The 23,834-nt window shown below is 68.2% G+C and carries 20 protein-coding genes; 12 read left to right on the forward strand and 8 right to left on the reverse strand.

What is annotated here, in order from left to right:
- Positions 1-6 precede the first annotated feature (6 nt).
- The 7 genes from FHR90_RS11610 to FHR90_RS11640 all read left to right on the forward strand — a co-directional run bounded on the left by FHR90_RS11610 (position 7) and on the right by FHR90_RS11640 (position 8,412).
- Complete coding sequence (locus FHR90_RS11610) at positions 7-876, forward strand: LysR family transcriptional regulator (RefSeq protein WP_183275289.1); 870 nt, start codon at positions 7-9, stop codon at positions 874-876.
- Positions 877-990: 114 nt separating this feature from the next.
- Positions 991-2,430 carry an aldehyde dehydrogenase gene (gene aldA, locus FHR90_RS11615; RefSeq protein ID WP_176622140.1) on the forward strand — a complete coding sequence of 480 codons (1,440 nt, stop codon included), beginning with the start codon at positions 991-993 and terminating at the stop codon, positions 2,428-2,430.
- Positions 2,431-2,449: 19 nt separating this feature from the next.
- Positions 2,450-2,899, forward strand: coding sequence for a cupin domain-containing protein (locus FHR90_RS11620; protein ID WP_176622139.1), 450 nt, complete (start codon positions 2,450-2,452; stop codon positions 2,897-2,899).
- Positions 2,900-2,924: 25 nt separating this feature from the next.
- The gene (locus FHR90_RS11625; protein WP_176622138.1) at positions 2,925-3,782 is read left to right on the forward strand and encodes an SDR family oxidoreductase; all 858 of its coding nucleotides are present in this window, start codon (positions 2,925-2,927) and stop codon (positions 3,780-3,782) included.
- 17 nt (positions 3,783-3,799) lie between these two features.
- Positions 3,800-4,783, forward strand: a complete 984-nt coding sequence (locus tag FHR90_RS11630; protein ID WP_176622137.1) for an AEC family transporter — start codon at positions 3,800-3,802, stop codon at positions 4,781-4,783.
- 122 nt (positions 4,784-4,905) lie between these two features.
- On the forward strand, positions 4,906-6,420 hold the full coding sequence (locus tag FHR90_RS11635) for a catalase (protein ID WP_176622136.1): 1,515 nt from the start codon (positions 4,906-4,908) through the stop codon (positions 6,418-6,420).
- Between the two features lie 627 nt (positions 6,421-7,047).
- Complete coding sequence (locus FHR90_RS11640) at positions 7,048-8,412, forward strand: GGDEF domain-containing protein (protein ID WP_176622135.1); 1,365 nt, start codon at positions 7,048-7,050, stop codon at positions 8,410-8,412.
- Positions 8,413-8,430: 18 nt separating this feature from the next.
- Here FHR90_RS11640 and iolG read toward each other — a convergent pair whose 3' ends face one another.
- From iolG to FHR90_RS11675, 7 genes are read right to left on the reverse strand one after another with little or no spacing between them, the layout of a single operon-like run.
- Positions 8,431-9,417 carry an inositol 2-dehydrogenase gene (gene iolG / locus FHR90_RS11645; RefSeq protein WP_176622134.1) on the reverse strand — a complete coding sequence of 329 codons (987 nt, stop codon included), beginning with the start codon at positions 9,415-9,417 and terminating at the stop codon, positions 8,431-8,433.
- A 32-nt stretch (positions 9,418-9,449) separates the two neighbouring features.
- Positions 9,450-10,271: a TIM barrel protein gene (locus FHR90_RS11650; RefSeq protein ID WP_176622133.1), complete on the reverse strand. Its 822-nt coding sequence runs from the start codon at positions 10,269-10,271 to the stop codon at positions 9,450-9,452.
- 12 nt (positions 10,272-10,283) lie between these two features.
- Positions 10,284-11,798: a CoA-acylating methylmalonate-semialdehyde dehydrogenase gene (locus FHR90_RS11655; protein ID WP_246330221.1), complete on the reverse strand. Its 1,515-nt coding sequence runs from the start codon at positions 11,796-11,798 to the stop codon at positions 10,284-10,286.
- A gap of 18 nt (positions 11,799-11,816) precedes the next feature.
- Positions 11,817-12,602, reverse strand: a complete 786-nt coding sequence (gene iolB / locus FHR90_RS11660; RefSeq protein ID WP_176622132.1) for a 5-deoxy-glucuronate isomerase — start codon at positions 12,600-12,602, stop codon at positions 11,817-11,819.
- Entirely contained in the window at positions 12,599-13,486 is an 888-nt protein-coding gene (gene iolE / locus FHR90_RS11665; protein ID WP_176622131.1) for a myo-inosose-2 dehydratase, read from the reverse strand. Before iolE ends, iolB begins: the two co-directional genes overlap by 4 nt.
- 49 nt (positions 13,487-13,535) lie before the next feature.
- Entirely contained in the window at positions 13,536-15,380 is a 1,845-nt protein-coding gene (gene iolD / locus FHR90_RS11670; RefSeq protein ID WP_221188265.1) for a 3D-(3,5/4)-trihydroxycyclohexane-1,2-dione acylhydrolase (decyclizing), read from the reverse strand.
- 19 nt (positions 15,381-15,399) lie between these two features.
- Entirely contained in the window at positions 15,400-17,370 is a 1,971-nt protein-coding gene (locus FHR90_RS11675) for a bifunctional 5-dehydro-2-deoxygluconokinase/5-dehydro-2-deoxyphosphogluconate aldolase (protein ID WP_183275290.1), read from the reverse strand.
- Between the two features lie 228 nt (positions 17,371-17,598).
- Here FHR90_RS11675 and FHR90_RS11680 point away from each other — a divergent pair, with 228 nt between their 5' ends.
- From FHR90_RS11680 to FHR90_RS11700, 5 genes are all read left to right on the forward strand, one after another.
- Positions 17,599-18,747 carry an ABC transporter permease gene (locus FHR90_RS11680; RefSeq protein ID WP_218061964.1) on the forward strand — a complete coding sequence of 383 codons (1,149 nt, stop codon included), beginning with the start codon at positions 17,599-17,601 and terminating at the stop codon, positions 18,745-18,747.
- Between the two features lie 18 nt (positions 18,748-18,765).
- Positions 18,766-19,596 (forward strand): ATP-binding cassette domain-containing protein, encoded by an 831-nt coding sequence (locus FHR90_RS11685; RefSeq protein ID WP_246330222.1) that lies wholly within the window; start codon positions 18,766-18,768, stop codon positions 19,594-19,596.
- Between the two features lie 75 nt (positions 19,597-19,671).
- On the forward strand, positions 19,672-20,616 hold the full coding sequence (locus tag FHR90_RS11690; protein ID WP_176622690.1) for a sugar ABC transporter substrate-binding protein: 945 nt from the start codon (positions 19,672-19,674) through the stop codon (positions 20,614-20,616).
- A 24-nt stretch (positions 20,617-20,640) separates the two neighbouring features.
- A complete protein-coding gene (locus tag FHR90_RS11695) occupies positions 20,641-21,501 on the forward strand; it encodes a MurR/RpiR family transcriptional regulator (RefSeq protein ID WP_176622693.1) in 861 nt (286 codons plus the stop codon).
- A gap of 14 nt (positions 21,502-21,515) precedes the next feature.
- Positions 21,516-22,724: a Gfo/Idh/MocA family protein gene (locus tag FHR90_RS11700; RefSeq protein ID WP_176622695.1), complete on the forward strand. Its 1,209-nt coding sequence runs from the start codon at positions 21,516-21,518 to the stop codon at positions 22,722-22,724.
- Here FHR90_RS11700 and cysK read toward each other — a convergent pair.
- Positions 22,688-23,740, reverse strand: a complete 1,053-nt coding sequence (gene cysK, locus FHR90_RS11705; protein WP_176622697.1) for a cysteine synthase A — start codon at positions 23,738-23,740, stop codon at positions 22,688-22,690. The two genes, FHR90_RS11700 and cysK, sit on opposite strands and share 37 nt — an antisense overlap.
- Between the last annotated feature and the right edge of the window lie 94 nt (positions 23,741-23,834).

Genomic DNA, 23,834 nt, shown 5'->3' on the forward strand with positions numbered 1-23,834 from the left:
GTCGCCATGCACCCGCTGAAACTCGCCCAGCTGCGCTTCTTCTGCGCCGTGGTCGAGGAGGGCTCGGTCGCGGCGGCGGCGCGGCGGCTGAACTGCGTCGCCTCCAATGTCACCACCCGCCTGCGCGAGCTCGAGCAGTCTCTCGGCGAGGAGCTGTTCCAGCGCGAGCGCGGGCGGCTGCTGCTGTCGCCCACCGGGCGCATCTTCTATCGCGAGGCGCTGCCGGTGGTGGCCTCCGCCGCGCGGCTGGCGCGGCTGTTCGACGATGCCGGCCAGCCGCGCGGGCTGCTGCGCATCGGGGCGCTCGACGTCGCCCTCGACGGGTTTCTCACCCGCCACCTGCCGGGCTTCATCGCGGCCCATCCCGGCATCGAATTCAGCCTGCTGCGGCGGCCGTCCTATGTGCTCGAACGCATGCTCGCCGATGGCGAGATCGACCTCGCCCTCACCGACGGACCGATCGCCCACCCGCTGCTCGACGGCCGCGCGGCGTTCGCCGAGGATCTGTGCATCGTCACCGCGGCCGCCATCGGCGATCTCTCGGCGGTCGACTGGTCGTCGGCGCAGGTCTTCCTGTTCGACACCGACTGCTTCTATCGCGACCTGTTCACACGCTGGCTGAATACGCACGAGCTGCGGCCGGCCGGCATCCAGACCATCGAATCCTACGATCTGATCGCCGCCTGCGTGCGGGCGGGCCTCGGCGTGTCGTGCGTGCCTGCAACCATGATCCCGGCCCGGAATGCCCGCGAAGGTCTTGCCATCCACCGCCCCGACGATCTCGGCCCGAGCGAGGTGCATTTCGTCTGGCGCAGCGAGGCGCCCGAACGCAGCCTGCTGCTGCTGGTCGACTGGCTCACCAGCCGGCCGGACTGACGGCCCGTCTCGTTTCGTCAGCACTCCCCTCAGAACAGATCAGGCGCGCTCGCGCCAACCCGTCCCTATCTCAGCCGCTGATCACGCACACGGCAGGACGAGGTTACGAGCCCCATGCAGATCCATCAGCTCTTCATCGACGGCGCCTGGACGCCGGCCGAGACAGGCGCCACCATCGAGATCACCAATCCGGCCAATGCGCAGACCATCGGGCGCGTCGCACGCGGCAGCGCTGCCGATGTCGACCGTGCGGTCGCCGCTGCCGCCGCTGCGTTTCCGGCCTGGAGCCGGCTGACCGCGACCCGGCGCGCCGATCATCTCTATGCGCTGAACCGACTGATCGAGCGCGACCATGAGCGTCTCGCCGGCCTCATCACCGCCGAGATGGGCAAGCCGCTGCGGGAGGCCCGCGCCGAGGTCGATTTCGCCATCGGCCTGATCCGCTTCGCCGCCGAGAACACCCGCCGGCTGCAGGGCGAGATCATCCCCGGTGCGCGCGACGACGAGAAGATCCTCATCGACCGGGTGCCGCACGGCGTCGTTGGTGGCATCGCCGCGTGGAATTTTCCTTTCGCGCTCTGCGCACGCAAGATCGCGCCTGCCATCGCCGCCGGCAACACCATTGTCGTCAAGCCGCATGAGCTGACGCCGCTGTCGGGCCTGGCACTCGCCGGGCTGATCGCGGAAGCCGGGCTGCCGCGCGGCGTGGTCAACATCGTCACCGGCGACGGGCCGGAGGTCGGCGTGCCGCTGGTCGCGCACCCGGACGTGCGGCTGATCACCATGACCGGTTCCACCCCGGCCGGGAAGAAGATCATGGAGGCGGCGGCGAAGCACCTCAAGGAGGTGCGCCTCGAACTCGGCGGCAAGGCGCCGTTCCTGGTGATGGAAGATGCCGACCTCGACGCGGCGGTCGAGGCGGCGGTCACGGCGCGCTTTGCCAATGCCGGGCAGGTCTGCACCTGCAACGAGCGCACCTACGTACATGAAGCGGTGTATGACCGCTTCGCGGAAGCCCTGCGCGAGCGCATTGCCGCCCTGCGCGTGGGCGACCCGACCGACCCGAACACCGATATCGGCCCCAAGGTCAGCGCGGCCGAACTCGACAAGGTGCACGCGATGGTCGAGCGCGCCGCCGCCCAGGGCGCGCGGGTCGAACTCGGCGGCCATCGGCTCACCGGCGGCGATTTCGACCGCGGCCAGTACTACGCCCCTACCCTGCTTACCGGTGTGACGCAGGAGATGGACGTGGTGCATGACGAGATCTTCGGACCCGTGCTGCCGCTGCTCAAGGTGCGGGACTTCGACGAGGCGCTCGAGCGGGCCAATGACTGCCGCTACGGCCTGTCGGCCTATCTGTTCACCCGCGACATCGCCCGCATCATGCGCGTCGGGCGCGAGCTGAATTTCGGCGAGATCTACATCAACCGCGGCGCCGGCGAGGAGCCGCAGGGCTTCCATCACGGCTACGGCGAGAGCGGCCTCGGCGGTGAGGACGGCCAGCACGGGCTGGAGGCCTACGTGCAGCCGAAGACCATCTATCTCAACGCCTGAACAACAAGGAGCAACCCCAATGACGACACGCATCATCCTGCCTCTCACCGCCGCCGCCGCGCTGGCGGCCCTGCCGGCGACTGCGGCCGATCTGCAGACCGCGTCGGGACAGGCGCAGATCCTGGTCCGGAGCAGCGCCTCGTGGAACGGCAAGCCCTATGCGCATTATCCAACCACGGCGCCGCAGCTCACCGTGCTGCGCCTGACCATCCCGCCACATTCGGCGCTGCCGTGGCATACGCATCCGGTGCCGAATGCCGGCTATGTGCTGGAAGGCCAGCTCACCATCCATGACAAGGCCTCCGGCGCGACGAAGACCTTCCATCAGGGCGAGGCCTTCACCGAGAGCGTCGACGACCCGCATCGCGGCGAGAGCGGCGACAGCCAGACCGTGCTGATCCTGGTCTATTCCGGCACCGAGGGCGAAAAGACCACCGTGCCGCTGCCTGGACAGAAGGCCGAATACTGAAAACTGACCCACGGGAGCGTTCCAGATGAGCACCATTCTGATTACCGGAGCGGCCACCGGCTTCGGCGCCGAGACGGCGCTGCGGCTGGCGGCCGCCGGCCATCACGTCATCGCCGGCGTCGAGGTGCCGGCCCAGGTCTTCGCCCTGCAGCACCAGGCGAAGGCGCGCGGGGTCACGTTGCAGGTCGAGACGCTCGACGTCACCGACCCCGCCACCCCTGCGCGGGCCGCCGGCTGGGAGGTTGACGTGCTGCTCAACAACGCCGGCATCTCCGAGGGCGGCTCGATCGCCGACATCCCCGGCGCCAACCTGCGCCGGCAGTACGAGGTCAACATCATCGGTCCGGTGCTGCTGACCCAGGCGGTGCTGCGTGGCATGATCCGCCGCGGGTCGGGGCGCATCGTGTTCATGTCGTCTGTCGCCGGGCTGACCACCGACCCGTTCGCGGGTGCATATTCCTCGTCGAAGCACGCATTGGAGGCGATCGCCGAAGCCCTGCGTCAGGAAATGCAGGAATTCGGCATCGAGGTCGCCACCATCAATCCGGGACCGTTCCTGACCGGGTTCAACGATCGGATGTTCGAGACCTGGAAGGACTGGCAGGACGACCCCGCCGCGCGGCTGTTCGACTACGCCAAGCTCGCCTTCCCGCACGAGCAGTACGACATCGAGCCGGTGATCGAAACCACGATCGGTGTGCTGACCGGGAAGATCGAGCTCTATCGCAATGTCGAGCCGAAGCAGATCATCGCGCAGCAGAAGCAGATGCTCGACGCGGTCTGGACGCGCAAGACCAAGACGGGCCTGGGCCAGCGCGCCGAACTGGTGCAGAAGGCCTATGACATCGCTCCCGGCACGCCCGTCGCCGACCAGCGCGACTGAGTGAGGGCCCCGAGACCGTGCTGCAGATCCTTGACGTGCTGGCGCCGATCTTCGCGCTGATCGGGCTCGGGGCCGTAACGGAACAGCGCGCCTGGCTCGGGCCGGGCGCGCTGGATGCGCTCAATCGCTTCGTGCTGCGCATTGCCCTGCCGGCGGAGCTGTTTCATCTGACGATCGGCCTGTCGCTGCCGGATCTCGATCATCCGGGCTTCGCCCTGGCCTATGGCGCGGCGATGCTGGCGACCTCGGCCATTGCCTTCGCGCTCGACTGGCGCCGGCCGGTGGACCGCACGCACAGGCTGTCGGGTGCCACGATCGAGGCGCTCGCCGCCGGCTATGCCAACACCGCCTTCATCGGCATTCCGATCTGTCTCGGGGTGTTCGGCGCACAGGCCTCGGCGGCGATCACGCTGTCGACCCTGCTGGTGGTGTGCGTGCTGTTCGCGCTCGGCATCTTCCTCGTCGAGCTCGAAGGCCAGGACGGCGGTGGCCGGACGGCGATGGTGCTGCGTGTCGGCGGGACGCTGCTGCGCAATCCGATCATCTTCGCGCCACTGACCGGCCTCGCACTGAACGCCGCGAGCACCCTGCTGGCGCTGCCACGCACCGGATCCTCGCCGCTGCTGGCGTCGGGGTCGACCTTCATCGACCTTCTCGCCGCCTCGGCGACGCCCTGCGCGCTGCTGACCATCGGCATGTTCCTCGCCGCAACTCGCCAGCAGAGCGCGTCGCGCGTCGCGGTCTGGCGTGTCACCGCGCTCAAGCTGGTGGTGCAGCCGGGCCTGACCGTGGCGGCCGCATGGCTTTGCGCCCTGCCGGCCGTCTGGACACACGAGGCTGTGGTGCTGGCGGCATTGCCGACCGGAACCGGGCCCTTCATGCTGGCGCGGCTCTACCGCCGCGAGGCGGCGGTGGCGAGCCGTGTGACGCTGTATTCGACGGTGTTGTCGGCGTTCACGCTGGGCGCGCTGCTCTATGCCATCGAGCGCACCCGTTCGTAAACATCGCCAACCGGACTGGAAGGTTCGGCGGAACCGATCACAGTGATCGATACCATAAGCTGGCCTTGCGCGGTGCCGCATGCGACTGATTCGGGCATCCGAAGATGTCGTGCGAGGAAGCCATGTCCACTCAACGCCCGCTGCTGACCACCACCGCCGGCGCGCCGGTCGGCGACAACCAGAACAGCCTCACCGCGGGCCCGCGCGGCCCGTTGCTGCTGCAGGACTACCAGCTCATCGAGAAGCTGAGCCATCAGAACCGCGAGCGCATTCCCGAGCGGGTGGTGCACGCCAAGGGCTGGGGGGCGTACGGCACGCTCACGGTCACCTCCACCGAGGTGACGAAATACACCAATGCGAAGCTGTTTTCGGAAATCGGCAAGACCACCGACCTGCTGATCCGCTTCTCGACGGTGGCCGGCGAACAGGGTGCGGCCGATGCCGAGCGCGACGTGCGCGGCTTCTCGATCAAGTTCTATACCGAGGAGGGCAACTGGGACCTGGTCGGCAACAACACCCCAGTATTCTTCGTGCGTGACCCGTATAAATTCCCCGACTTCATCCGCACCCAGAAGCGCCACCCGAAGACCAACCTGCGCTCGCCGACGGCGATGTGGGATTTCTGGTCGCTCTCGCCCGAGAGCCTGCATCAGGTGACGATCCTGTTCTCCGATCGCGGCCTGCCGGTCTCGCCGATGCACATGAACGGCTACGGATCGCACACCTTCTCGTTCTGGAACGATGCCGGCGAGCGCGTGTGGACCAAGTTCCACTTCAAGACGAAGCAGGGCCACAAGCACTACACCAATGACGAGGCGGCGGACGTGATCGCCAAGTCGCGCGAGAGCTATCAGGAAGAGCTCTACGGCGCGATCGACCGCGGCGAGTTCCCGAAATGGACGATGTATGTCCAGATCATGACCCAAGCGCAGGCTGACGCCCTTGCCTTCAACCCGTTCGACCTCACCAAGGTGTGGCCGCATGCCGATTTCCCGCTGATCGAGGTCGGCGAGATGGAGCTCAACCGCAACCCCGACAACTATTTCGCCGAGATCGAGCAGGCGGCGTTCTCGCCCTCGAACGTGGTGCGCGGCATCAGCTTCTCGCCCGACAAGATGCTGCAGGCGCGGGTGTTCTCCTATGCCGACGCACATCGCCACCGGCTGGGCGCGCATTACGAGGCGCTGCCGGTCAACCAGCCGAAATGCCCGGTCAACCACTACCATAAGGACGGGCTGTTGCGGTTCTTCGCCTCCAACAAGAACATCGAGGCTTATTACGAGCCCAACAGCTTCGATGGCCCTGTCGAGGACCCGCGCTTCCTCGAGCCGCCGATGGAGGTGCACGGCCTCGCCAAGCGCTGGAACCACCGCGAGGACCATGAGGACTACAAGCAGCCGGCCGCCTTGTTCAATCTGTTCACCGCAGAACAGAAGCAACGGCTGTTCAACAACATCGCCGGCGCGATGTATGGCATCCCGTCCTTCATCATCGACCGGCAGCTCGGCCATTTCGAGAAGGTCGATCCGGCCTATGCGGCCGGCATCCGCGCTGCGCTGGCCGCGATGGACCCGCAGCACGAAGCCAACAAGACCGAAAAGGATGTTGACGCCATGGCCCTGCATCCGGTCGGCTGAGCGCTCTCATCCCCGGTGCGAGGAACGGAGGCGGCCCCTGTGGGCCGCCTCTTTTTTTGACCTCCGCGTGACGAGCGGGCATGGTCTTCATACGCACTCAGGCCGGGCCGCCGACGTCTTGCGATGACAGACGTCACGATAACGTCATGACCGAGCGGGGATTGAAACTGTCGATTGTAAGTTTTTTCTATCATTGCGCGGTAGAACTCTGCCAAAACATGTCTCATTACGTTTTTTTGAGACTGATATGCGCTTAATGAGACGGTTTATTCGGAAGTGTCAGGGCCCGGCCGCTGGGTCTCGATGCCTGATCGTCGGGTCCTGGCGAGGCGAAGCGAGCATTACGGAATATGGCCAGGGCCATCGCCAACGCTCCGAGGTGAGAGTTGATGTCACGCCGATCAAGGACCATGCCGGTTCGGTCTCGGGCCCGTCGCGTTGATGCGCCCCGGCCATGCGCACGGCTTCCCTCCGCAGTCCGAGATTTCCTCCCCGCGCGTTCGCTGGAACGGTGCCGGGGAGGTCGTCAACCTGATGGTACCCTTTGCGCCTGACCCCCGCGATCGCCCGCGCATCGATGCCGCTGCGACGAACCCGTCCACAGGGCAGCTTGCCATTGGCCGACCGGTGACCGGTCGGCTGCCGATCGGGCGCGACGCGCTCGCACAGGTGCGCAGTATCATCGCGGCCCTGCCGGCTGCGGTTTTCATCACCGACCGCAGTCTGATCTGCCTGGCAGCCAACGAGCGCTTCGTACGGCTCAGCGGTGCCGCCTCCGCCACCCTGCTGACCGCGCGACCGCTCGACGGCATGGTGCCGGCCGCGCTGGTCACCGCCGTCGACGATGCGTTCGCGGCCATCCGCCGCGGCCAGGCGGCGGACCCCGCCGAGGTCGAGCTGAGCGGCACCATCTGGCAGGTCAGTTTCGGCCGTATCGACCCCAGTGCGCCGGAAGAGCTGCTCTTCGTGATGCTGTCCGACGTGACCCGCTTCGCCCACGCCACGCGCGAGGCGATCCAGAGCAATGACGACCTGCGCGAATCGCTGCGTCGCGTCACCGTTGCGGCCGAGACCGACAGCCTCACCGGGCTGCCGAACCGCCTGTCCTTCGAGGCGACCCTGACCCGCGAGATCCGCCGGAGCCGACAGCTCGGCACCGGGCTGACGGTCGCGCTCATCGACATCGACTTCTTCAAGAGCTTCAACGACACCTACGGCCATGTGCGCGGCGACGAGTGCCTCGCCCGCGTCGCCCGCGCACTCGCCGAAGCACTCACCGAGCCAGGCGATTTCATTGCACGGTTCGGCGGTGAGGAATTCGTCTGCATCCTGCCCGACGCCAGGCAGCGACCCGGCGGGACGCTGCTCGCACGCCTCGGCGCCGCGGTGGCCGACCTGCAACTGGAGCATGCCGCAAGCCCGCACCGCGTGGTGACCGTCAGCATCGGCGCCTACAGCCTCGACAGCATCGATGACGTCGATACCGAGGACCAGACCCGCCATGCCCTGCTGCAGAAGGCCGACGACGTGCTGTATGCCGCCAAGGAATCCGGCCGCAACACCTCCCTCATCGCCGACAGCAGCGGCTTCGTCGCTGTCTGCCGCCCGCAGGCCGATGAACAGCCCGCCGCGCCGGACGATGCCACGGAGGCCGCCCCCTCGCCCGACCCCGCCGCGAACCCCCAGCGCCGACGCTTCACGGTGGAGGAAAAGCTGCACGTGGTCATGGTCGGCCTGCGCGATGAGAAAGCCGGCACCGCCCTGTGCATCCAGCAGGGCATCCCGACCGCGCTTTACGCGGCCTGGATCCTCAACTTCATCGATGCGGGCCGCGCGCGCCTCTCCGACGAGACCGTCCAGCCAGAGGCCTCCGCCCCTCTCGCCTCGCCTCCGGACGCCGCCGCGACGCCGCCCGACCACGTCGTGCTGCGCGACATCATCATCGACCTGCTGATCGAGCAGCGCCGTCTCCGGCAGGGCCGGCCGGACTGATCCCGGTCCGCAACCTGCTCAGACGGATTGCGGCAGCCCGGTACGGGCGGCTTCGGTGGCCGCATCGGCCAGGATCTGCGCGCGCAGCCCATCGCGTCCGTCGGGATGCGGTGCGGCACCCGACACCACGCAGTCGATGAAGGCATCGAGTTCGCGCCGATACGCCGGGGTATAGCGCTCGAGGAAGAAATTCATCACCGGCGCGGCCCTGAAGCCGTCTGCGGTCGCGAGTTCGACCGTGCTCTCATGCAGGTTGTGTGCACGCAGCATGCCGCGCGCGCCATGCACCTCGATGCGCTGGTCGTAGCCGTAGCTCGCGCGACGGGAGTTCGAGATCTGGCAGATCCTGCCGGACGCCGTGCGCAGCATGACCGCCGCCGTATCGACATCGCCCGCAATTCCGATGGCGGGATCGACCAGGGCCGAGCCCATCGCCATCACCACCACCGGTTCCTCGCCGAGCAGGAAACGCGCCATGTCGAAATCATGGATCATCATGTCGCGGAACAGCCCGCCGGAGCGGCCGATATAGGCGAGCGGCGGTGGCGACGGATCGCGTGACAGGATGGTGACCAGCTCCACGTCGCCGATCTCGCCGGCCCGCAGCCGCGTCTGCAGTTCGGCGAAGTGCGGATCGAACCGGCGATTGAAGCCGATCATCAGCTTCGCCCCTGTCTCGGCGACGATGTCGAGGCAGGCACGGATGCGCTCCGAACCGAGATCGACCGGTTTCTCGCAGAACACCGCCTTGCCTGCGCGTGCGGCCGCCTCGATCAGTTCGGCATGGGTGTCGGTGGACGAACAGATCATCACCGCATCGACCGAACGATCGGCGAGGATGTCATCGACGCTGCGCACCGGCACGCCCAGTTCCGCGCCGAGCGACCCAGCTGCGGCCGGGAGCGCGTCAGCGACGGCGGCGAGCCGGGCCTTGCTGCTGGCGGCGATGTTGCGGGCGTGCAGGGCGCCGATACGCCCCGCGCCGAGCAATCCGATCGAGATCACGTCAGATATCCTTTACAAGAAACACAGATGGCTCAGGCCGCGGCACAGGCGGCGGCCACACTGCCTGGCACGGTGAAACTGTCGCGGAACCGCGCCAGCGCGAGCTCGTCCTCGGTGGAGGCGAAGGCTTCCAGCCCGATCGGGCCGCAATAGCCCAGGCGCAGCAACTCCGCCGCGATCGCCGGGTAGTTGATCTCGCCGGTGCCGGGCTCGCAGCGGCCGGGAACGTCGGCGACCTGGATCTCGCCGATCCACGGCAATGCGGCGCGGATCAGCGCGATCAGGTTCCCCTCCCCGATCTGGGCATGGTACAGATCGAGCATCAGCCGCAGCTCCGGGCGATCGACCGCCCGCACCAGAGCGAGACAGTCCTCGGCGCGGCCGAACGGCACGCCGGGGTGATCGACGGGGGCGTTGAGGTTCTCCAGCACGAACATCACCCCGTGCCGCCGCCCGAGTTCGGCGATGCGCTCCAGCGTGTGCTGCGCCTTGAGCCACATCGCGCCGCTGACATGGCTCGCGGGACGCACCGGCCGGCCATCGCGATCGAGGCCGGTGCCGTGCAGGTTGAGGCGCGGGATGCCGAGACGCTGTGCAACCGGAATCGACAGCGTCGCGGTTCGCAGCAACTCGTCGGCCCCGTCATCGTCGGCGAGGCGGCCGGAGACGTAGCCGGTCATCGACGAGAAGGTCGCACCGCTGGCGGCCAGCGCGTCGATGTCGTGGCGTGTCCAGTCCCAGATCTCAACCGCGAAGCCGAGTTCGGTGATGCGTTGCACGCGCTCGACGAGAGGGAGATGGCGAAACACCATCTCCGCGCAGACGGCAAGCGGAAACGAGGAGGGTCCGGGCATCGCGCGCCGCCCTCACCCCAGCGTCGGCATGGTGAATTCCGCGCCAGCCCGCGCGCCCTGCGGCCATCGCGAGGTGACGGCCTTGAGCTTGGTGTAGAAGCGCACGCCCTCGGGCCCGTGCATGTGGTGATCGCCGAACAGCGACGCCTTCCAGCCGCCGAACGAATGAAACGCCATCGGCACCGGGATCGGCACGTTCACCCCCACCATGCCGGCCTGCACGCCATGCACGAACGCGCGCGCGCAATCGCCGTCGCGGGTGAAGATCGCCGTGCCGTTGCCGAATTCGTGCGCGTTGGTCAGCTCGAGTGCCGCAGCGAAGTCCGGCACACGCACCACGCTCAGCACGGGCCCGAAGATCTCCTCGCGGTAGATCCGCATCGCTGGGGTCACGTCATCGAACAGCGAGCCTCCGGTGAAGAACCCCTCATCGAGCCCCTGCTGATGGAATCCCCGCCCGTCGACGACCAGCTTCGCACCCTCCTCGACGCCGGCATCGACATAGGAGCGCACGCGGTCGCGATGTGCCGCGGTGACCAGCGGGCCCATCTCGGCCTGCGGATCGGTCGACACACCGATGTGCAGCGCGCGCACCCTCGGTGCGAGGGCCGCGACCAGCGGATCGGCGACCGCGCCCACCGCAACGGCGACCGAGATCGCCATGCAGCGCTCGCCGGCCGAGCCGTAGGCCGCGCCCATCAGCGCATCGACGGTGCGGTCGAGATCGCAGTCGGGCATGATCACGGCATGGTTCTTCGCCCCCCCGAGCGCCTGCACGCGCTTGCCGTGCGCGGTGGCGGTCTGGTGGATGTGGCGCGCGATCGGGGTGGAGCCGACAAAGCTCACCGCCTCGATGCCGGGATGGGCGAGGATCGCCTCGACCATGTCCTTGTCACCGTGCAGGACCTGGAACACGCCCTTCGGCAGCCCGGCCTCGGCGAACAGCTCGGCGAGCCGCAGCGCGGCGGAGGGGTCGCGCTCGGAAGGCTTGAGGATGAAGCAGTTGCCGGTGGCGATCGCCATCGGCGCCATCCACAGCGGCACCATCACGGGAAAGTTGAACGGGGTGATGCCGGCCACCACGCCGAGCGGCTGGCGGAAGCTGTAGGCGTCGATGTCGCGTCCGACCTGTTCGGTGAACTCGCCTTTCAGCACCTCGGGGATCGAGGTCGCGTATTCCACCACCTCCATGCCGCGGGTGACCTCGCCGAGCGCGTCGGACAGCACCTTGCCGTGCTCGGCCGAGATGATGGCGGCGAGATCTTTCGCGTGGCGCTCGATGAGGTCGCGCAGGCGGAACATCACCCGGGCGCGGGCCAGCGGCGGGGTCGCGGCCCAGGAGGGGAAGGCGGCGCGCGCGGCGGCGACGGCAGCATCGAGATCGGCGGCGTCACCCAGCACGACCTCACGGGCGACGGCCCCGGTCGAGGGATTGAACACCGGGGCACGGCGCGGGCTGCGGGAGGTCGCCGGAGCGCCGTCGATCCAGTGCGAAACCAGCGCCGATGATGATGTCTGCATGTCCATGCGTCGCTTTCCTCGTGCTCAGTAGGGCAGGTGCGCGTGTTCGGGCGCCATGGTGAATTTCCAGGCGCGCACCGGTCCGGCCATCACGTTGAGATAATACAGATCAAAGCCGTGCGGCGCACCGACCGGATGATAGCCGCGCGGCACCAGCACCACGTCGCGATCCCCCACCGCCAGTGTCTCGTCGAGCGAGAGATCGTCGGTGTACACGCGCTGGACGGCAAACCCGCGTCCCAGCCTGAGGCGATGGTAGTAGCTCTCTTCCAGATAGGTCTCGGTCTCGCTCGCCGTGTCGTGCTTGTGCGGCGGGTAGGACGACCAGTGGCCGCCGGGGGTCACCACCTCCACCACCAGCAACTGCTCGCCGGGCGCATCCTCGGGCATGATGTTGCGCACGATGCGGGTGTTGGTGCCGGTGCCACGCACCAGCTCGGCATTCTCGCCGGCGGCGATGATCCGCGCCGGCAGCCGCCCCGTCGCGGGTGCGGCGCAGATCGCGAGTTCCAGCGTGGTTTCTGCCGTCACCTTGAACAGCGTGCGCGGCGGCAGATACAGGCAGTCCGGCGTGGGATCGAACGGGGTCTCGCGGCCGGTCCGACCGGTGGCGAGACCGCCGCCTTCGAGCACGCCGAACCCCTCGACGATCACCAGGCACAACTCGTTGTGGACATCGCCATCGCGCTCGAATGTCTCGCCGGCGGCGAGGCGCATCACCTCGAAGCCCACATGCGACCAGCCCGCGTCCCGCGCGGTGATCCGCTGGAGCTGTCGTCCGGCGGCGGGATGGCGCAGCAGCGGGCTCATTTCAGCCCCGCCCGTTCCAGCACTCCAGTCAGATGATGATGCCCCTTGCGCGCATATTCGAGCGGGTTCGCGCGGGCCGGGTCCTGCTCGGCCTCCACCACCACCCAGCCGCGATAGCCGGGCAGTTCGGCGAACACCGCATCGTAATCGATGCTGCCGTCGCCCGGCACGGTATAGACGCCTGCGATCACCGCATCGAGGAAGCTCAGATCGGCGGCCTCCGCTTCCGCGCGGATCGCGGGGCGAACATCCTTGGTGTGCACATGAGCGATGCGCCCGCGCCAGCGTCGCGCCAGTGCGGCCGGATCAGTACCGCCCCACAGCGCATGGCCGGTGTCCAGCAGCAGGCTGACGTCCTCGGACGTGCCCTGCATCATGCGGTCGATCTCGGCGCCATCCTGCACCACGGTGCCCATGTGATGGTGATAGGCCAGACGCAGACCGTCGCGCGCGTGGAGCAGCCTTGCGAACGCATCAAGCCGGGGCAAGAAGATCGCCCATTCCGCCTCGCTCATGCGCGGGCGGCGCGACAGCGGGGTGGCACGATCGGTATGCACGCTGCGCGTGGTCTCGCAGACGATCATCACGTCGCAGCCCATCTCGCGCAGCAGCGCGACATGCGCGCGCGCCGCCTCGTATTCGGCTTCCGCGTCGCGCTCGATCAGCGCGGTCGAATACCAGCCCGACACACAGGCCAGCGCGAAGGGCTCGAGTGCGGCACGCAATGCAGCGGGCTCGCGCGGAAACTTGTTGCCGAGTTCCATGCCCTCGTAACCGGCCTCGCGCGCCTCGGCGAGGCAGGTGGCCAGCGGCGTCTCGCCGCCGAGCTCCGGCAGGTCGTCATTTGACCAGCCGATGGGATTGCTGCCGATCCTGACTGTCATCGTCGTGGACTTTCCCGATCTGTCTTATGCTTGATGTTCAGGCGTGAATTCAGACCTGGGCCGCGCGTGCGGCCAGGTAGCGCGAACGCGCCGCGCGCACCGTGTCGAGTTCGGAGAGCTCCGGCACCGCCACATCCCACCACGCGCCGCCTGCGCCCGTGGTGTGGGCGGGATCAGTGTCGATCACCACCACGCTCGGACCCTCGCGGTCGCGGGCCGCAGCGATCGCCTCCGCCAGAACGCCAAGATCGCCGGCCTTGACCGCATGCGCGCCCTGGGCCGCCGCGTGCGCGGCGAAATCGATCGCCGGCAGGTTCACATAGGACGGTGCGGCCTGCCACAGATTGTTGAACGACGGGCAGCCGGTGGAGCGCTGCAACCGGTCGATGCAGCCATAGCCGTGATTGTCGAGCAGCACGACGATCAGCCGCAGGCCAAAGGCGCAGGCGGTGGCAAGCTCGGAATTCATCATCATGTAGGAGCCGTCGCCGACCATGACGATGACCTCGCGCTCCGGTGCGGCCATTTTCGCGCCCAGCCCGCCGGCAATCTCGTAGCCCATGCAGGAAAAGCCGTATTCGAGATGGTAGCCGCCCGGCTGACCGGCCCGCCACAATTTGTGCAGCTCGCCCGGCAGCCCGCCGGCGGCACAGACCACGATGTCGGACGCCGCCGCCCCGCGCAGCACCGCGCCGACCACCTGCGCGTCGGTCGGACGCGTGCCTTCCGAAGGGGCCGCGTCGAGAACGCCATCGGCGAAGCGCCGCCAGGAAATGCGCGCGCCCTGCACGCGCGCCGTCCAGCCCGGATCGGCCGTCCACCCGCCCAAGCCGGCAGCAACCTCGTCGAGCCCCGTGCGCGCATCGCCGACCAGCGGCAGCGCGCCATGCTTGGCCGCATCGAAGGCCTGCGTGTTCAGTCCGATGATGATCGCATCGGCCGCGAACAGGGCGTTGGAACCAGAGGTGAAATCCTGCAGCCGCGTGCCGACGGCCAGCACGACGTCCGCCTCGCGCGCCGCGTCGTTGGCAGCCTCGGTGCCGGTCACGCCGATCGCCCCGAGATTGAGTGCATGATCGTCGGCGATCGCCGACTTGCCGGCCTGCGTCTCCGCCACCGGGACACCGTGCGCTGCGCAGAAATCAGCCAGGCGCTGCTCGGCTCCCGAATACAGCACGCCGCCGCCGGCCACCGCGAGCGGCCGACGCGCACCGCGCAGCGCCGCGATCGCAGCGCCCAGCTCGCCCAGATCAGGGCGCGTGCGGCGGGGGCGATGCACACGGCGCTCGAACAGGGATTGCGGAAAGTCCCAGGCCTGCGCCTGCACGTCCTGGCACAATGCCAGCGTGACCGGGCCGCATTCTGCCGGATCGGTCAGCACCGCGATCGCACGCTGGAAGGCCGGCACCAGCTGCTCGGGGCGGGTCAGCCGGTCGAAATAACGCGAGACCGGCCGGAAACAGTCATTGGCGCTGACGGTGCCATCGCCGAAATCCTCGATCTGCTGAAGGACGGGATCGGGCTTGCGGTCGGCGAACACGTCGCCGGGCAGCAGCAGGACCGGCAGACGATTGACATGCGCCACGGCGGCGGCCGTCACCATGTTGAGCGCGCCCGGCCCGATCGATGTGGTGCAGGCCATCATCCGCTTGCGGCGTGCGGTCTTGGCGAAGGCAATCGCGGCATGCACCATCGCCTGTTCGTTATGCGCGCGCAGCGTCGGCAGGCTGTCGCGCGCGCCATAGAGCGCCTCGCCCAGCCCGGCGACGTTGCCGTGACCAAAGATCGCCCACACGCCGGCGAACATCGGCTGTTCCTCGCCGTCGATCTCGACGAACTGCGCCTGCATCGCGCGCACCAATGCCTGGGCGGTGGTCAGTCTGACTGTCGACATCACGATCTCTCCCGAACCCTCACGCCGCCCGCTCGGCCGCACAGTCATGGGTCGCATCGCCGCGACAGTCCCAGGCGCGCACCAGCCCCGCGAAGGTCTCCGCCATGCGGGTGACGGCGAGATCGTCATCGATCCGCCCGGCCAGCCAGTCGCGCGCCGGAGCGGCGAAGATGCTGCGCCCGATGGCGAACCCCTTCACCCGCGCCTGACCCGCACAGGCGGCAAAGGAGGCGACCAGCTCATCGAGGGGCGCATCGAGGCCAAGCACGACGATACCGCGGCAGAACGGATCATGCGCTGCGATCACCCGCTCGATCTGCGCCCAGGCGGCGGGATCGCGCTGCGGCTCCAGCTTCCACCAGTCAGGCTTCAGTCCGGCGGCATAGAAGCGCTCGACGACGCGGGCGACGGTGTCGGAGGCAAGCGCGCCATTCTTGCCGGCGATGATCTCGATCAACAGGTCACGACCCTGTCGGCGGCAGGCGTCCTGGACACGCTGCAGCTCGCGGATCTGGCGCGTCATCAGCTCTTCGGGGTCGTCGGGATGGGCAAAGCAGAGGCATTTCGCCACCTGTGCGGTCGGCCATTCGATCATCGCCGCCGCCAGGCTGCCCGGTGTGGCACCGTCCGGGCCGCCCTCGAACTCCAGCGGCCGTGAGCCCGTGCGCTCCACCGGCCGCGCGGTCCACAGACCGGCATGCGAGGCGGCGAACAGCGCGTCACGGCCATAGCGCCCGTCGAGAAACATGCCGAACCCGCCTTCGGCCGCGCCGCCATGCGCCTCGGCCACCAGGCGGGCCGCACGCACTGCCAGCACCTTGAACGCGGCGATGCGGCGGCGATCCGCACCCACCTCGTCGGCGATCGCCTCGAGCTGGATGCGATGGTCGCAGGCCAGCGCGATGATCCGCTCGGGAGCTGCCGGGCGTGTCGTCACCCAGTGCAGGTGATTGAGCGCCGCATCGTGGCGCAGCGCCCGCAGCTTGCTGCCATGAACGAGGAAATGATCGAGCTCGACCTCGGAGGGGATCTCCGGCGAGCACAGCAGGCGCGACACAGCAATGGCACCGCACGCATTGGCCCGCGCACAGGCCTGGGTCAGGGGTTCGTCGCGCAGCCAGCCGCGCAGGAATCCCGACAGGAAGGCATCGCCCGCCCCGAGCGTGTTGTAGACCTCGATCGGAAAGCCTCGGCCCTGGGCGCCATCCTCGATGCGGTCGGGAATCGCACCCTCATAGACCACGCAACCCAGCGCACCGCGCTTGCACACGATGGTCGCGCCCGGCGCGCGCAGGCGGATCGAGCGCAGCGCGGCGAGCGTGTCGGAGCTGCCGCCGGCGATGTGGATCTCCTCCTCGGTGCCGACGATGAGATCGCAGGACCCCAGCACGGGCGAGAGTTCACGGGTGACGAAATCCGACGCGATGAAGCGCTGCTCGCCGGCATCGTGCCCGGCCAGGCCCCACAGGTTCGGGCGATAGTCGATATCGAGGATCACCCGGCCACCCTGGCCGCGCACCAGGCGCATCGCCGCGAGCTGGGCGGCGGCGGAGGCGGGCTTGGAGAAATGCGTGCCTGTGACCAGCACCGAGCGCGTACGGGCGAGCAGGCCTGCGTCGATGTCGCTCTCGTCGAGGGCGGCATCGGCACAGTCGCTACGGTAGAAGATCAGCGGGAAGGTATCGGCATCGCGCACACCGAGGATCGCGAGCGCAGTCAGCCGGGCGGGATCGGTGTGGATGCCGTCGGTGACCACCCCCTCGCGCGCCATCTGCTCGCGGATGAAGCGGCCGAACGCCTCGTCGCCCACGCGGGTGATGAGCGCCGAGCGCAGGCCGAGACGTGCGGTGCCGATGGCGATGTTGGCCGGGCAGCCGCCGACCGCCTTGGAGAAGCTCGCCATGTCCTCCAGCCGGCCGCCGATCTGCTGACCATAAAGGTCGACGGACGCGCGACCGATGGTGACGACGTCGATGTCATGCTTCGACATGGCTGCCCTCCTGCTGGCTTGGCCGGATGCATGGACCCGTTCCGCTGGATGGTCAATACGGAATAGAATTTCCGTTCCATTTTGTGCACTGCAGAAAACGCCGCGTGTTTCGATGACTTCGCGGAAGTCAGTTGACATCGAATGCATACGGACGGAATAGGCGTTCTATTCCAGGGCACGTTCAGAAGGCCCGCCACCACAGCACCTCCACGCGACGGGAGCACGCCCATGACCCCAGGGACGATCGACCGCACCATCGACGCCGCCATGCCCGCCACCGCTCCGGCCGCTGACCGTGACGAGCGGCTGCGCCAGACCGGTGCGTTCACCCAGCTCATGCGCCGCCCCGAGCTTGGCGCGATCGGCGGCCTGATCGTCGTGGTGGCGTTCTTCGCCGTCACCGCCAGCGCGTCGATGTTCAGCCTCGACGGCCTGATGAGCGTGCTCAATCCCGCCGCCCAGCTCGGCATCATGGCCATCGCCGCTTCGCTGCTGATGATCGGTGGCGAGTTCGATCTCTCGATCGGTTCGATGGTCGCCTTCGCCGGGCTGGTGTTCGGTGTGCTGCTGGTGAGCTGGCACCTGCCGCTGCCGGTCGCCATCGCCGGCACTCTGGTCGCCGCCGGGCTGATCGGTGCCCTCAACGGCCAGCTGGTGATCCGCACCCGCCTGCCCTCCTTCATCGTGACGCTGGCCTTCCTGTTCATCCTGCGCGGCCTGTCGCTGGTCGGCCTCAAGATCGTCACCGGAGGCTCCACACAGATGCGCGGCTTCACCGATGCCAGTGCCGACAGCCTGATCCGGCCGCTATTCTCCGGCTCTGCGTTCTCCGGACTGTTCGGCTGGCTGGCGCATCATGGCATCGTCGCCTCACTGCCTGACGGCTCGCCGGCGACGCAGGGAATCCCGATCGCGGTGGTGTGGTTCGTGGTGTTCACCGCGCTCGCCACCTGGGTGCTGCTGCGCACGCGGCTCGGCAACTGGATCTTCGCCTCCGGCGGTGATTCCAACGCGGCGCGCAATTCCGGCGTGCCGGTGGACCGGGTCAAGACCGGTTTGTTCGTTTTCTCGTCGGTTGCCGCGGCACTTGTCGCGATCCTGACCGTACTCGATGCCGGCTCGACCGATGCGATGCGCGGCCAGCAGAAGGAATTCCAGGCGGTGATCGCCGCGGTGATCGGCGGCTGCCTGCTCACCGGAGGCTACGGCTCGGCGGTGGGCGCGTTCTTCGGCTCGGTCATCTTCGGCACCGTCTCGATCGGCCTGACCTACACACAGTTCGACAGCGACTGGTTCCAGGTCTTCCTCGGCGCGATGCTGCTGATCGCGGTCATCTTCAACAACCAGCTCCGGCGCAAGGTCACCGGCGAGCGCTGATCGGGAGGACATGAGGTCATGGACGGCATGATGATGCATCACCACCAATCCCCCACCGAGCTGCCACCGCGCGGCACACCGCTGATCGAGATCAATGACGTGCGCAAGGAATTCGGCCATGTCATCGCGCTCGCCGGCGTGTCGCTCACGCTCAATGCCGGCGAGGTGCTCTGCCTGCTCGGCGACAACGGCGCGGGCAAGTCGACCCTGATCAAGACGCTGTCGGGCGTGCACCGGCCGACCTCGGGCCGCTTCCTCGTCGAAGGCAGGCCCGCACAGTTCTCCGGCCCCCGCGACGCGCTCGAGGCCGGCATCGCCACCGTGTTCCAGGATCTGGCGATGATCCCGCTGATGTCGGTGACGCGCAATTTCTTCATGGGACGCGAGCCGGTGCGCGGCGTCTTTCCATTCCGGCGGGTCGATTTCGCCCATTGCCGCGACGTCACCCACGCGGAGATGCGCAAGATCGGCATCGACGTGCGCGACCCCGACCAGGCGGTCGGCACGCTGTCGGGCGGCGAGCGGCAATGTGTCGCCATCGCCCGCGCCGTCTATTTCGGCGCAAAGGTGCTGATCCTCGACGAGCCCACCTCGGCCCTCGGCGTGGCGCAGACCTCGATGGTGCTGAAATACATCGATCACGTCCGCGCCGCCGGGCTCGGCGTGATCTTCATCACCCACAATGTCCGTCATGCGTTTGCGGTCGGCGATGCCTTCACCGTGCTCAACCGCGGCCGCACGCTCGGCGCCTGGCGCAAGCATGAGACCAGCATGGACGAACTGCAGACGCTGATGGCGGGTGGCAAGGAGTTGCAGAGTCTGTCTGCAGAACTCGGCGGCACGGTCTGAAATCCTGTTCGGCGAATGCGCCGGAAGGATCAGGTCGAAAACAAAAAACAAAGCGAAATCGGGAGAACCTCACAGATGAAACGTTTCACACTCGGCGCCGTGCTCGCGGCCGGTGTCGCACTTGTCGCCTGCGCAGGCGCGCGCGCCGAGGACAAGCCGGTCACCATCATCTTCGTCGATCACGGCCAGGCGGCCGATCCGTTCCACAATGTCATCAAGAAGGGTGCGAACGACGCGGCGAAGCAGATGCATGTCGATCTGACCATCCGTCAGCCCGACACGTTCGACATGACCCAGATGGCCAACCTGATCACCGCGGCCACCAATCAGCACCCCGCCGGTCTGGTGACCACCGTGCCGGATGCGGATGCGCTCGGCGGTGCGATCCGGCGCGCGGAGGCGTCTGGAATCCCGGTCATCACCACCAACTCCTCGCCCGCCACAGGCCACAAGGTCGGCGCGCTGATCAATGTCGGCCAGGACGAGGAAACCGCCGGCCGCGCGGCCGGAAAGGCCATGGCCGAAGCCGGCGGCAAGCATGCGATCTGCGTCAACCAGGAGGTCGGCAACGTCGCCCTCGAGCAACGCTGCAGCGGCTTCGCGGAGGGTTTCGGCGGCAGCTCGAAGACGTTGCCGGTGGAAATGGATCCCGGCGTGACCAAGTCCAAGATCACGGCAGCCCTGCGCGCCGATCCGTCGATCGACAGCATCATCGCCCTCAACGCCACGGTGGGCGGCGAGACCGCGGTGCAGGCGGTCAAGGATCTCGGCCTGACCGGCAAGGTGCATGTCGCCAGCTTCGACCTCTCACCCGGCTTCCTCAAGGACATCGCCGACGGCTCGGCGGCCTTCGCCGTCGACCAGCAGCCCTATCTGCAGGGTTACCTGCCGGTGGTGTTCCTAGCGCTGAAGGCACGTTACGGTCTGAAGCCGGGCGGCGACATCGCCTCGGGCCCGTCGCTGATCACCAGGGCCGATGCGGCCAAGGTCGAGAAGCTGTCCGCCGAAGCGATCCGCTGAAGGGAAGCCTGCCCATTGTCCGACATGTCGTCCCGATCGCTCGAACCCGCCGGTGAGACCCCGCGCGACTTCAAGAGCCTGCGCGAACTGATCCTCGCGCGGCGGGACGACATGCCCAAGCGGCTGGTGCAGGTCGCCGACTACGCCGTGGCGCATCCGCAGGAGATCGCCTTCGCCCGCGTCGCCGATCTCGCCCAGGCCGCCGGCGTGCAGCCGTCGACGCTGGTCCGCTTCGCGCAGTCGCTCGGCTATTCGGGGTTCTCCGACCTTCAGGCGGTGTTCCGCGCCCATGCCCGGCGCCGCTGGCCGGAATATCGCGAGCGCCTCGAACAGCTCGGCGAGCCCGACGCGGCCGACCCGGCCGACCCCTCCCCGGCCGGGCTTCTGGCCGGTTTCGTGCACGCCTCCCGCGTCTCGCTCGACCATCTCGAGCAGACCGTCGAGCCGGAGGCGCTGGAGCGCTGCATCGCGCTGCTGTGCGAGGCTCGCAACATCGTGCTGCTCGGCAACCGACGCGTCTATCCGGTCGCGCTCTACCTGCTCTATGCGCTGCGCCGGCTCGGCGTACGCGCCGAATGTCTCGACAATGCCGGCAGCCTCGCCGAACGCCATGCCGATCTGCTTGGCGAGGGCGACGTGGTGCTCGCCATCAGCTTCACCCCCTATGCCGCCGACACGCTCGCCCTCGCCACAGCCGCCGCGAAAGGTGGCGCGCGCGTGGTCGCCATCACCGACAGCCCGTTCTCGCCGCTGACCCAGCTCGCCGAGACCTGGCTGGAAGTGGCCGAGACCGACCATGCCGGCTTCCGCTCCCTTTCGGCCACCTTCGCGCTGGCCACCACCCTCGCCGTCGCGGTCGCCGAACGCCGCGCCCACCGGCCCTGACAGGACCCGCCCCGATGAGCATCGCCACCCTCTCCTCCCCGGGCACGATCGGCGTCGGGCTGGTCGGCAGCGGCTTCATGGGCCGCGCCCACGCCCAGGCCTTCCGCGCCGTCGGCGGGCTGTTCGACCTGCCCCTCCGTCCGCGCCTGTCGATGCTGGCCGATACCACGATGGACGGCGCCACCCGGGCCGCCGCCTCGCTCGGCTTCGAGCACGCCTGCGACGACTGGCGCGAACTCGTCGCCGACCCGAACGTGGATCTCGTCGCCATCACCACCCCCAATGCGCTGCATGCGCCGATCGCGCTCGCCGCCCTTGCCGCGGGCAAGCACGTCTATTGCGAGAAGCCGCTCTCGGTAACGCTCGACGAGGCCACCCGCATGTGCGCGGCCGCGCGGGCCGCCGGCACCGTTACCGCAGTCGGCTTCAACTACCTCGCCAACCCGATGCTCCAGGTCGCGCGCGAGATCGTCGCCAGCGGTGAGATCGGCGAGATCACCTTCTATCGCGGCATCCATGCCGAGGATTTCATGGCCGATCCGGCGGCACCGTTCTCGTGGCGCTGCCGTCCCGACCAGGCCGGCGGCGCGCTGGCCGATATCGGCAGCCACGCGCTGTCGATGGCCCGCTTCCTGCTCGGCGATGTCGAGCGCGTGTTCGCCAGCCTCGATACGATCCACCACCGCCGCCCCGATCCGGCCCGGCCGGGGACGATGCTGCCGGTGACCATCGACGACAGTGCGCACATGCTGCTGCGTTTCCACGACCGGCCGCTCACCGCCCATGTCTGCACCACCTGGCTCGCCTCGGGCCGCGACATGCAGCTCGGTTTCGAGATCGCCGGCACCAGAGGCGGGCTGTCCTTCAGCCAGGAACGCTTCAACGAGCTGCGCCTGTATCGCGCCGGCGAGGCGCCCGGACGCAGCGGTTTCCGCACCCTCCATGCCGGTCCGGCGCATGGCGACTACGGCGCGTTCTGCCCGGCACCCGGCCATCAGATCGGTTTTGGCGACCTCAAGACCATCGAGGTCGCCCGGCTGCTCGGCGCCATCGCCGGCCATGGCACGCCGATCGTCGATTTCGACTCGGCGGCGATGATCGCCGCGCTGTCCGACGCCGCGCGCCGCTCCTCGCTCGAGGAACGCTGGATCAGCCTGCCGCGCGACGCCCCGGCGGCCGCTGCGGCCTACGCCAGCCCGGCGAACAGCGAGGTGGACAGATAGCGCTCGGCGAAGGAGGGCGAGATGGCGATGATCTGCTTGCCCTCGTTCTCCGCCTGCCCCGCCAGCCGCAGCGCCGCATGCAGCGCCGCGCCCGAGGAAATGCCGATCGGCAGCCCCTCGATTCGCGCGCAGCGCCGCGCCGCCGCGATCGCCTCGCGCTCGCTGACCGTCAGCACCCCGTCCAGCAGCCCCTGATCGAGCACGCCTGGGCGGAAGCCCGGACCGATGCCCTGGATGCCATGTGGGCCCGGCTCGTCGCCGTTGAGCACCGCGCTCTCGGCCGGCTCCAGCCCGAACACCTTCAGGCCAGGCTTGCGCGGCTTGAGCGCGCGCGCGATCCCGGTCGCTGTGCCGCCGGTACCGATGCCGGCCACCACGATATCGACCCCGCCATCGGTGTCGCGCCAGATCTCCTCGGCGGTCGTCAGTGCATGGATTTCGGGGTTGGCGGGGTTGTCGAACTGGCGCGGCATCCACGAATCGGGCGTGTTGGCGAGGATCTCGTTGGCGCGCGCGATCGCGCCCGCCATGCCGAGCTTGGCCGGGGTGAGCTCGAGCTGCACATCCATCAGCCGCAGCATCTTGCGCCGCTCGATCGACGCACCCTCCGGCATGGTCACGATCAGCCGGTAGCCGCGCGAGGCGGCGACGAAGGCGAGCGCGATGCCGGTATTGCCGGAGGTGGGCTCCACCAGCACGGTGCGACCGGGTGTGATCAGCCCTTCCGCCTCCGCCTTGAGGATCATCGCCGCCCCGATGCGGTCCTTGACCGAGCCGAGCGGGTTGAAGAATTCCAGCTTGAGCATCACGTCGGCGCAGGCGGCGTCCTCGCAGGCGAGCCGCGGAATGCGCACCAGCGGCGTTCCGCCGACCGCCTCGACGATGTTGTCGTAGATCCGGCCGCGGGGGGCGGAGAGCTTGCCGCTCCAGACGGCGGCCTCGACCGCATCGCGCGGGGTTGCTTCGGGGGCGGGGCGCGTCGCGGGACGCTTGGAGAGGGTCTTGCTGTGAGCCATCTCCTTTCAATACACGCAAACGCCGCGTAGATCATCCCCGTTCGAGATGTTATTCTCGCGTTCGTGACGTGAAAGCCCGGAGGGAGACAGACCG

The sequence above is a fragment of the Endobacter medicaginis genome, assembly GCF_014192375.1.
GTDB lineage: Bacteria > Pseudomonadota > Alphaproteobacteria > Acetobacterales > Acetobacteraceae > Endobacter > Endobacter medicaginis.

What these genes read in the sequence shown, in the direction of transcription:
- FHR90_RS11610 (WP_183275289.1), top strand. Translation starts at nt 7, where the DNA reads ATGCACCCGCTGAAACTCGCCCAGCTGCGCTTCTTCTGCGCCGTGGTC.
- aldA (WP_176622140.1), top strand. Translation starts at nt 991, where the DNA reads ATGCAGATCCATCAGCTCTTCATCGACGGCGCCTGGACGCCGGCCGAG.
- FHR90_RS11620 (WP_176622139.1), top strand. Translation starts at nt 2,450, where the DNA reads ATGACGACACGCATCATCCTGCCTCTCACCGCCGCCGCCGCGCTGGCG.
- FHR90_RS11625 (WP_176622138.1), top strand. Translation starts at nt 2,925, where the DNA reads ATGAGCACCATTCTGATTACCGGAGCGGCCACCGGCTTCGGCGCCGAG.
- FHR90_RS11635 (WP_176622136.1), top strand. Translation starts at nt 4,906, where the DNA reads ATGTCCACTCAACGCCCGCTGCTGACCACCACCGCCGGCGCGCCGGTC.
- FHR90_RS11650 (WP_176622133.1), bottom strand. Translation starts at nt 10,271, where the DNA reads ATGCCCGGACCCTCCTCGTTTCCGCTTGCCGTCTGCGCGGAGATGGTG.
- FHR90_RS11655 (WP_246330221.1), bottom strand. Translation starts at nt 11,798, where the DNA reads ATGGACATGCAGACATCATCATCGGCGCTGGTTTCGCACTGGATCGAC.
- iolB (WP_176622132.1), bottom strand. Translation starts at nt 12,602, where the DNA reads ATGAGCCCGCTGCTGCGCCATCCCGCCGCCGGACGACAGCTCCAGCGG.
- iolE (WP_176622131.1), bottom strand. Translation starts at nt 13,486, where the DNA reads ATGACAGTCAGGATCGGCAGCAATCCCATCGGCTGGTCAAATGACGAC.
- iolD (WP_221188265.1), bottom strand. Translation starts at nt 15,380, where the DNA reads ATGTCGACAGTCAGACTGACCACCGCCCAGGCATTGGTGCGCGCGATG.
- FHR90_RS11675 (WP_183275290.1), bottom strand. Translation starts at nt 17,370, where the DNA reads ATGTCGAAGCATGACATCGACGTCGTCACCATCGGTCGCGCGTCCGTC.
- FHR90_RS11680 (WP_218061964.1), top strand. Translation starts at nt 17,599, where the DNA reads ATGACCCCAGGGACGATCGACCGCACCATCGACGCCGCCATGCCCGCC.
- FHR90_RS11685 (WP_246330222.1), top strand. Translation starts at nt 18,766, where the DNA reads ATGGACGGCATGATGATGCATCACCACCAATCCCCCACCGAGCTGCCA.
- FHR90_RS11690 (WP_176622690.1), top strand. Translation starts at nt 19,672, where the DNA reads ATGAAACGTTTCACACTCGGCGCCGTGCTCGCGGCCGGTGTCGCACTT.
- FHR90_RS11695 (WP_176622693.1), top strand. Translation starts at nt 20,641, where the DNA reads ATGTCGTCCCGATCGCTCGAACCCGCCGGTGAGACCCCGCGCGACTTC.
- FHR90_RS11700 (WP_176622695.1), top strand. Translation starts at nt 21,516, where the DNA reads ATGAGCATCGCCACCCTCTCCTCCCCGGGCACGATCGGCGTCGGGCTG.
- cysK (WP_176622697.1), bottom strand. Translation starts at nt 23,740, where the DNA reads ATGGCTCACAGCAAGACCCTCTCCAAGCGTCCCGCGACGCGCCCCGCC.